This window comes from Sporosarcina sp. E16_8 (assembly GCF_017347095.1).
Taxonomy (GTDB): domain Bacteria; phylum Bacillota; class Bacilli; order Bacillales_A; family Planococcaceae; genus Sporosarcina.
On the sequence record NZ_JADPRZ010000082.1, the window covers coordinates 1 to 7,282 of the forward strand.

General features: G+C 42.6%; 6 protein-coding genes. All 6 read right to left on the reverse strand.

Annotated elements, in window-relative coordinates:
- Positions 1 to 396: 396 nt before the first annotated feature.
- The 6 genes from sufB to I2484_RS20380 all read right to left on the reverse strand — a co-directional run bounded on the left by sufB (position 397) and on the right by I2484_RS20380 (position 7,054).
- Complete coding sequence (sufB, locus tag I2484_RS20355; protein ID WP_207152883.1) at positions 397 to 1,794, reverse strand: Fe-S cluster assembly protein SufB; 1,398 nt, start codon at positions 1,792 to 1,794, stop codon at positions 397 to 399.
- A gap of 22 nt (positions 1,795 to 1,816) precedes the next feature.
- Positions 1,817 to 2,257 (reverse strand): Fe-S cluster assembly sulfur transfer protein SufU, encoded by a 441-nt coding sequence (gene sufU / locus I2484_RS20360; RefSeq protein ID WP_207152884.1) that lies wholly within the window; start codon positions 2,255 to 2,257, stop codon positions 1,817 to 1,819.
- Positions 2,247 to 3,476 (reverse strand): cysteine desulfurase, encoded by a 1,230-nt coding sequence (locus I2484_RS20365; protein ID WP_207152885.1) that lies wholly within the window; start codon positions 3,474 to 3,476, stop codon positions 2,247 to 2,249. Before I2484_RS20365 ends, sufU begins: the two co-directional genes overlap by 11 nt.
- Positions 3,476 to 4,783: a Fe-S cluster assembly protein SufD gene (gene sufD, locus I2484_RS20370; RefSeq protein WP_207152886.1), complete on the reverse strand. Its 1,308-nt coding sequence runs from the start codon at positions 4,781 to 4,783 to the stop codon at positions 3,476 to 3,478. The genes I2484_RS20365 and sufD overlap by 1 nt, the downstream gene beginning before the upstream one ends.
- A gap of 19 nt (positions 4,784 to 4,802) precedes the next feature.
- A complete protein-coding gene (gene sufC / locus I2484_RS20375) occupies positions 4,803 to 5,582 on the reverse strand; it encodes a Fe-S cluster assembly ATPase SufC (RefSeq protein ID WP_207152887.1) in 780 nt (259 codons plus the stop codon).
- A gap of 248 nt (positions 5,583 to 5,830) precedes the next feature.
- Complete coding sequence (locus I2484_RS20380; RefSeq protein ID WP_481886424.1) at positions 5,831 to 7,054, reverse strand: dicarboxylate/amino acid:cation symporter; 1,224 nt, start codon at positions 7,052 to 7,054, stop codon at positions 5,831 to 5,833.
- Positions 7,055 to 7,282 lie beyond the last annotated feature (228 nt).

Below are 7,282 nucleotides of genomic sequence, written 5' to 3' on the forward strand. Positions count from 1 at the left end.
CGCGAGCTGAAGACCCCGCAGGAACGCAGTGACGAGGAGGCTGAAGCCGTGCCCGCGGAAAGCGTCCGCTCGGAACGGAAATCAACGGGATTGAAGGAAATAGGACTTTTTCAGTGGCTTACTTCGTGTACTCATACATTTGGAGTGTGACGGATGAAGGACCACCATATGATTACCGATAAAAATATGTAGGGATGCGGCAAAGTCGCATCCCTACACATTCAGACATCCCGGTAATCTTATAGAAGTCATTCAATCCAAAGTCAATGATACACGTAGCGCCCAGTAGGTGATCAAGTCATTCACTGGTTAGTTTTAGTTTATCAACAGATGTGGCCGACTATATATGTAAAGACGAAAAAACCGGCCCTGGTGGCCGGTTTTCCGATATAATTATTACCCGATTGAACCTTCCATCTCAAACTTGATAAGACGGTTCATTTCTACAGCATATTCCATCGGTAATTCTTTTGTGAATGGTTCGATGAAGCCCATAACGATCATTTCAGTTGCTTCAAGCTCAGGAACACCGCGGCTCATCAAGTAGAAGAGCTGCTCCTCTGATACTTTAGAAACTTTCGCTTCGTGTTCAAGTGAAATGTTATCATTTAGAATTTCATTATATGGAATCGTGTCAGATGTCGACAATTCATCCATTATAAGCGTGTCACACTCAATGTTTGCACGTGCGCCATCCGCTTTACGTCCGAAGTGGACGATTCCGCGATACGTTACTTTACCACCGTGTTGTGAAATTGATTTCGACACGATTGTAGAAGACGTATTTGGTGCAAGGTGATGCATTTTCGCTCCAGCATCCTGATGCTGACCTTTTCCTGCTAGTGCAATTGAAAGTGTCATACCACGAGCGCCTTCGCCTTTAAGAATGATTGCAGGGTATTTCATCGTCAATTTAGAGCCGATGTTCCCGTCAATCCATTCCATTGTTGCGTTTGCGTCACAAACTGCACGCTTCGTAACAAGGTTGTAAACGTTATTTGCCCAGTTCTGGATTGTTGTATAACGGCAATACGCATCTTTTTTAACAATGATCTCAACGACAGCACTGTGAAGTGAATTCGTTGTATAAACAGGCGCAGTACATCCTTCAACGTAATGGACGCTTGCTCCTTCATCAACAATAATCATGGTACGTTCAAACTGCCCCATGTTTTCCGAGTTGATACGGAAATAAGCTTGAAGTGGAGTCTCTACTTTAATGCCTGGTGGTATATAGATGAACGAACCACCTGACCATACAGCCGAGTTCAATGCAGCAAACTTGTTATCAGAGTTCGGGATGATTGTTCCCCAATATTTCCTGAAAAGTTCCTCATCTTCCCTAAGTGCTGAATCCGTGTCTTTAAACACAATTCCAAGGTCCACAAGTTCCTGTTTCATGTTATGGTAAACAACTTCAGATTCGTATTGTGCAGAAACACCTGCAAGGTATTTTTGTTCAGCTTCAGGAATACCAAGTTTATCAAACGTACGCTTGATTTCTTCTGGTACTTCATCCCAAGAGCGTTCCGCTCCTTCAGAAGGTTTAACATAGTAAGTAATCTCGTCAAATTTAAGGGAGTTTAGATCTCCACCCCATTGTGGCATTGGCATTTTGTAGAACATTTCCAATGATTTCAGGCGGTAGTCTAGCATCCATTGAGGTTCGTTCTTCATACCTGAAATTTCTTCAACGATTTCCTTTGTCAAACCACGTTCCGAACGGAAAATGGAAACGTCTTTATCAGCAAACCCATATTTGTAATCGCCGATATCCGGCATTTTCTTAGCCATTACTATTCCTCCGTCCTTTTAGTTACTGTTCGGAGTCATTTCCGACTCCCTTTTCCATCGCCTTCCATGCCAAAGTTGCACATTTAATACGCGCAGGAAATTTCGATACTCCCGCAAGTGCTTCAATATCACCTAGGTCGATGGAGTCGTCAACACCTTTGCCGAGCATCATGTCCGAAAAAACAGAGGCAGCTTTTAGTGCTTCATCCACTTTTTTCCCTTTAACAATCTGCGTCATCATCGACGCGGATGCCATTGATATTGAACAGCCGTCGCCTTCGAATTTTGCATTTTGAACAATGCCATCATCTATTTGTAGCGTCAGATGGATCACATCACCACATGTCGGATTATTCATATCGATCGTTATGCTACTTTCTTCGATGACGCCTTTGTTTCTAGGGTTTTTATAATGGTCCATGATGACCGAGCGATATAACTGATCTAATTTATTAGTAGACATCTGCAAAATACTCCTTTGCGATACGGAGTCCGTCCACGAGGCGGTCGACGTCAGCTTCTGTATTATAAATATAGAAGCTAGCACGTGCCGTGGATGATACATCGAGCCATTTCATAAGCGGCTGAGCACAGTGGTGACCTGCTCTAACGGCAATACCATGCATATCAAGCACGGTTGCAACGTCGTGTGGATGGACATCGTTCAGATTAAAAGTAACAAGCCCGGCACGTTTTTCTGGATCGAGTGGACCGTAAATCGAAAGTCCATCGATTTCAGACATCCGCTCCATTGCATATTTTGCAAGTTCGTGTTCATGCCGTTCAATGTTATCTAGTCCGATTTCCTCAAGAAAATCGATAGCAGCACCCAGACCAATCGCACCTGCGATTATCGGTGTACCGCCTTCAAACTTCCAAGGAAGCTCTTTCCATGTCGATTCATACAAACCAACAAAATCAATCATTTCGCCGCCGAACTCGATCGGCTCCATGTTAGTAAGCAACTCTTTTTTCCCGTAAAGGACACCAATGCCGGTCGGACCGCACATCTTATGTCCCGAGAAAGCGAAAAAGTCACAATCTAGTTTCTGTACATCGATTTTCAGATGTGGCGCAGCTTGCGCACCATCGACAACCATGACAGCTCCATGTGCATGTGCAATTTCCGCAATTTCTTTAATCGGGTTCATCGTACCAAGTACGTTCGATACGTACATGATTGACACGATTTTGGTCCGGTCTGTAATAACTTCTCGGACCTTTTCAAGTGATAGTGTGCCGTCTTCCTCAAGGTCAACGTACTTCAACACTGCCCCTTTTTCTTTTGCCAGCTGCTGCCATGGAATAATGTTTGAATGGTGTTCCATGTACGTGATGACGATTTCATCACCTTCACCGACATTCGCCCGACCATAACTTTGCGCAACTGTATTTAAAGCCGTTGTCGTACCGCGCATAAATATGATTTCTTCCGTCGACTTCGCATTGATGAAGTTGCGCACTTTTTCGCGCGCCCCTTCATATCCTTCTGTCGCACGATTTCCAAGCGTATGCACGCCGCGGTGAACGTTCGAGTTATCAAGGCCGTAATAGTTGCTGATTGCTTCTATTACTTGCCGCGGCTTTTGTGAAGTCGCGGCACTATCTAGATAAACGAGCGGATGCCCGTTTATTTCTTGGTCTAATATTGGGAAATGTTTGCGGATGTCTGTACTGAGCATTAGCGCACTTTCCTTTCGATAACCTCCGTCAATTGCTTCTTAACGCCTTCAATCGGCAATTTGCTGACAACTGGCGCAAGGAAACCATGAATGACAAGGCGTTCTGCTTCCTGCTGTTTAATTCCACGGCTCATCAGGTAAAACAGTTGCATTGGATCAACCCGACCAACCGATGCAGCGTGTCCTGCTGTTACGTCGTCTTCATCGATAAGTAAAATTGGGTTTGCGTCTCCGCGTGCCCTTTCACTCAACATAAGGACGCGTGACTCTTGGACAGCGTTTGCTCTTGTTGCACCTTTTGCGATTCTTCCGATACCGTTAAAGATACATGTAGATTCTTCTTTCACAACACCGTGCTTCAAGATGAATCCTTCTGTATCTGTTCCCCAGTGAACGATTTCAGTTGTGAAGTTTTGGCGCTGTTTACCGCGTCCAACAACAACTGTCTTCATATCACAATGAGATCCGTTACCAACAAGATGTGTAATGTTTTCAGAAATCGTATCACCGTCATTCATCAGTCCTAGTGCCCAGTCAATACGGCTATCGCGTCCTGTAACTCCACGACGATTCACATAAGTTGTAAATCCTTTCGCGAGTACATCAACCGCACCGTAAGTGATTTGTGCATTATCACCTGTGAATACTTCAGCAACGATATTAGCTAATCCTTTTGCTTCTTCTACAGTCGATAAATAGTTCTCAACATACGTCACTGAACTATTCGCTTCTGCCACGATAAGAACGTGGTTAAAGAGTGAAGCTTGCTCATCATCATGTAAAAACAACACTTGAATTGGCTCTTCGACAACAACGTTTTTCGGAACATATACGAAAACGCCGCCGTTCATAAGTGCTGCATGAAGTGCAGTTAGTTTATGCTCGTCAACTTTCACACCGTCTGTCATGAAATACTTTTTCACAAGATCACTATGTTCGCGTGATGCTGTGAAAATATCTGTCATAATGACGCCTTTCGCTTTCAACTCTTCAGATAAAAACAAGTAAGCGGGTGTGTTATTGTGTTGTACATAAATGCTGTTCTGCTGCTCTTTATCAACAAGGGCACGCGCTTCTTCAGAAAGCTCGTCCAATGAAGCATACACAGTACTCTCTACCGTATGGGCAGGGAATTCAGTAAAGTTCCATTTGTCGATTTTTGTTTTATCTGGTTTTGGCATTGGAAGCTGTCCCGCTCTCACTAATGCATCTGCACGGAAATCCGCCATCCAATCTGCTTCATTCATCTTAGCGGAATAGGAACGGACGTCCTGTTCGGTTAATGCCAATTTTGTTTCAACCGTCATTTTGAATCGTCCTCCTTTCTTAAACTTCCAGCTCGACAGTTTCGTCTTCGATGCCAAGTTCTTCTTTAATCCAGTCATACCCTTGTTCTTCAAGTTTATGTGCTAGTTCAGCTCCACCGGATTTAACAACTTTACCTTGCATCATAACGTGAACTTTGTCTGGCGTAATGTAGTCAAGAAGACGTTGGTAATGAGTGATGATTAGGCAACCAAACTCTTCGCCGCGCATGTCGTTGATGCCTTTTGAAACAACTTTCAATGCATCGATATCAAGACCTGAGTCAATTTCATCAAGCACTGCAAATTTAGGCTTCAACATTGTAAGCTGAAGAATTTCGTTACGTTTCTTTTCTCCACCTGAGAAACCTTCGTTCAAGTAACGTGTAGCCATGTCTTCGTCCATTTCAAGGAATTCCATTTTGCTATCAAGTTCACGGATGAACTTCATCAATGAAATTTCGTCGCCTTCTTCACGTTTTGCATTAATTGCAGAACGAAGGAAGTCAGCGTTTGTAACACCTGTAATTTCGCTTGGATATTGCATGCCAAGGAAGATACCCGCCCTAGCGCGTTCGTCCACTGCCATTTCAAGTACATCTTCACCATCGAGTGTGATTGTACCGGATGTAACAACATATTTGGGATGCCCCATAATCGCTTGCGCGAGTGTAGATTTACCTGTACCATTTGGACCCATGATTGCGTGGATCTCATTTGTATTGATCGTCAAATCGACGCCTTTTAATATTTTCTTGCCTTCAATTTCAACGTAAAGGTCTTTAATTTCTAAAGTAGCCATTCCAATACCTCCAATATATTAAAGATGAACGGATATCCATTCTCAATTTAGTATCATTCTAATCTTAACGTATTAAGCATTGCCTTGCAAATCATTGAGAATCGTTTCATTTGAAAGGAATGCCCTTAATTCAAGACTTGTATGCAATCATTTTTCTAGTCTTCACTCATTTTCATTTATCAAGTCCTACTGAGAATCCATACAATTCAAAAAACCGGTACGTATTGTACCGGTTCAAAAGTAATTTATTAGTATTGTTCTTGTTCTAGTTTCGTTTTAGCAGCATCAACATCATCATTTTTAGTAAACCTATCAACAATAATAGCTAGTGCTCCATCACCCGTAACGTTTGTTGCAGTTCCGAAGCTGTCTTGTGCCATATAAAGTGCAATCATAAGCGCAACCATTCCTTCATCAAAACCAAGCATCGTGCTGAGTAGTCCAAGTGCCGCCATAACCGCTCCGCCTGGCACTCCAGGTGCTGCAATCATCGTAACACCAAGCATGAAGATGAACGGCAAGTACGCACTAAATTCAACCGCCATTCCATTCATCAGCAAAACACCAATCGAACAGGATACAAGTGTAATCGTGCTTCCTGATAGGTGAATCGTTGCAAATAATGGAATTGTAAAACCGGTCACTTTCTCTGATGCGCCTGTTTCACGCGCCTGTCTCAGCGTAACCGGAATTGTCGCCGCTGATGATTGCGTCCCGAGTGCAGTGAAATAAGCAGGTGCCATTATTTTCATTAGACCGAACGGATTGCGTTTTGTAAGCGTTCCCGCAACAGTATATTGCAATGTAAGCATAACGAGATGAAGAACGATAATCATAACGAACACCACCGCAAATACCGAAAGTACTTTTGCAACTTGACCGGTATACGTCATATTAAGGAATATTCCAAAAATATGGAAAGGTAAAAGCGGAATAATGACGAATGAAATCACTTTTTCAATTAACACATTGAATTCATCAAACACAGCAAGCATTGATTTACTACCAATAGAAGCCATACCGATCCCAAGAACAAATGCCAGAAGAAGTGCCGACATGACGCCCATTATTGGTGTCATTTCAATCGTAAAAAATGATTCTGCAGCTGCTCTGCCAGCATTTTCAATATCATCATTTCCAATACTTCCGATGAATCCAGGCAGTATTGTCGTTGCTGCAAAGAATGCGAGGATACCGGCTACGATTGTCGAAAAGTAAGCGAATCCCGTCGCAAGACCAAGAAGTCTACCTGATCCTTTACCAAGCTTAGCAATCCCAGGTGCGATAAATGCAACAATAATTAATGGTACTACAAAGTTCAAAAAGCCTCCAAAAATCATATTAAATGTAGCAGCAAGACTGACAAACCAATCTGCAAAACCCTCACTAATTTTCGGAACTAGTAATCCGAGTCCTACCGCTAATGCTATGGCAATAATTATACGCCATATTAGACCAATTTTGAGCTTCAAAACCATATCCCCCTATGATAATTATATGTATTTAAGAAACAACGATACCATAATGTTTTTGCTATTGGAACATCTATTTGCGATTAACATCTATTGGAAAACAGAAAAACTCCACCGAGTCCAAAATCAGGTTGTACAATAAATGACGTTGGTGAAAGAAAATCCCCATCCCTTTAAAGGGAGATGAGGAGGATCTTCACTAACGTCATTTTTTATAAGTATATTGGA

What these genes read in the sequence shown, in the direction of transcription:
- sufU (WP_207152884.1), bottom strand. Translation starts at nt 2,257, where the DNA reads ATGTCTACTAATAAATTAGATCAGTTATATCGCTCGGTCATCATGGAC.
- sufD (WP_207152886.1), bottom strand. Translation starts at nt 4,783, where the DNA reads ATGACGGTTGAAACAAAATTGGCATTAACCGAACAGGACGTCCGTTCC.
- sufB (WP_207152883.1), bottom strand. Translation starts at nt 1,794, where the DNA reads ATGGCTAAGAAAATGCCGGATATCGGCGATTACAAATATGGGTTTGCT.
- sufC (WP_207152887.1), bottom strand. Translation starts at nt 5,582, where the DNA reads ATGGCTACTTTAGAAATTAAAGACCTTTACGTTGAAATTGAAGGCAAG.
- I2484_RS20365 (WP_207152885.1), bottom strand. Translation starts at nt 3,476, where the DNA reads ATGCTCAGTACAGACATCCGCAAACATTTCCCAATATTAGACCAAGAA.